This is a genomic window from Sphingobium sp., from assembly GCF_041987595.1.
Lineage (GTDB): Bacteria > Pseudomonadota > Alphaproteobacteria > Sphingomonadales > Sphingomonadaceae > Sphingobium.
Map to the genome: position 1 here is coordinate 1 of NZ_JBHIWJ010000200.1, position 1,109 is coordinate 1,109.

General features: G+C 62.7%; 1 protein-coding gene and 1 pseudogene. Both read right to left on the minus strand.

What is annotated here, in order from left to right; all coding sequences use genetic code 11:
- Positions 1–673, minus strand: a 673-nt coding sequence (locus ACFC3J_RS22720) for a phosphotransferase (RefSeq protein ID WP_375198176.1), incomplete at its 3' end; no start/stop codon positions are given.
- Between the two features lie 2 nt (positions 674–675).
- Positions 676–1,109, minus strand: a pseudogene (locus tag ACFC3J_RS22725) (TIGR03857 family LLM class F420-dependent oxidoreductase); the annotation flags it as partial.

Genomic DNA, 1,109 nt, shown 5'->3' on the forward strand with positions numbered 1-1,109 from the left:
ACAACACATTCACCCCCGCATCGGCCGGCATGTTGGCGCGCACATAGGCCATGGCTGCATCCACGATGGGCATGGCGCGGCCCCGACCGGCCGCCTTGTGCCACGCTTCGAGGGCACCGACATATTGATCAAGCCCTGGCTGCCCATTTTCAGGCTGGGCGAGAAATTCAAAGCCATCGCGCCAGTCGATCTTCGCCAGGCTGGCAAAGGCGTTGATGGCGTTCGTGAAGCTTTGCCGTCGCTGCGCGGGGCTCATCTCGACCAGCCAGCCTTCCAGATTATAGTTGGGCTTCTGCTTGGCGCATTCCCCATCGACCTTACCCATCACGAGGAAAGGCAGGCCGAGAATATCCGGATCGAGATGCATGCCGATCCAGGGCGGCACGGGCAGGTCGCCGCGCGCATCGAGCGCCGCCATCATCTTGCCCTGCAGCGCCAGGCTGCTGCCGAACACCACTTCCAGATCCATCGGCTGACGGCGGACCACGAGCGTCTGGCTCTGGGGACCAGCCGGATCGACATAGTCGACGTCGACGAAGAAGATGTCGGCCGAAAAGCCAGCGCCCAGCGTCACATCGAGCGGGCGAACGCGGATGTCGCGCCATTCGGGCTTTTCGCCCGCCAGCCAGTCCTGCAGCTGGACGGTGATTCGATCGGGGGTCAGCAATTCCATGATTACAGCCCCTTCGCTGCCAGGGCGCGCTTCAGTTCGATGGTGAGCGGCCCCATATCCTTGGGCGACGAACCATGGAGCAGAATTTCATCGGCGCCGGCGTCCAGAAAGGCCATTAACTGGTCGGCGCACTGGGCTGCGGTCCCCACCGCGGCGCCTTCATCCAGCCATTGCTGCGGAATGAGGCGACTCACATCGACCAGTTCCTGCCGTGTATAGGCCTGATCCGCCGGCTTGCCGTTGAGGCCGGCGATTTTGGGATGGGCGCGGATATCCTCCAGCACCTTCTTGTCCCATCCATTGATGTCGACGATCAGGTCGCCAAAGCCGGGCAGTTCGAAATAAGTGATGGCGCGGCCGCCGACGACGGCCTCCTCCTCCTCCTTGGGCAGGTCCGGGGCGACGATGATATTGTGATAGATGCGCACGGACATGG